Annotated in this window: 1 protein-coding gene; it reads right to left on the minus strand. The window is 70.7% G+C overall.

Translation table 11 applies throughout. The features are described from left to right. The coding region (locus ACYVHU_RS26720; RefSeq protein WP_498949929.1) for a KR domain-containing protein at positions 1–547 on the minus strand (547 nt) is incomplete at both ends.

Consider the following 547-nt stretch of genomic DNA (forward strand, 5'->3'; position numbering starts at 1 on the left):
AACCGCTGTTCCAACGACGAACCCGCACCGGCATCACCGTCAACGGCCACCCGCCGGGCCACCGGCGCGCGCACCACCCCCCGCAACACCGCCGGCACCCCACCATCACGCGCCCCCACCACACGCTCGTCCAACGGCAGGGGCAGCACGAACGGGGCGGCGTCGCTCAGGGCGGCGTCCAGTAGTTCCATTCCCAGGTCCGCGTCCATGGCGACGAAGCCGGAACGCTCCAGCCGCTGGAGGTCGGCCTTCTCCAGGCCGGCGGTCATGCCGCCTGTCTCCGGGGACCACACTCCCCAGGCGAGGGATTGGGCGGGGAGGCCGTGGTCTTGCCGGTGGTGGGCCAGAGCGTCCAGGAAGGCGTTGGCCGCGGCGTAGTTGCCCTGCCCCGCCCCTCCGAGCGTGGCCGCCGCAGCCGAATACAGGACGAAGGCGGTGAGGTCGTGGTCGAGGGTGGCCTGGTGCAGATACCAAGCCGCATCAGCCTTAGCGGCCAGCACCCGATCGATCCGTTCGGGGGTCAACGAGGTGATCAACCCGTCGTCCA

Source organism: Marinactinospora endophytica, assembly GCF_054780875.1.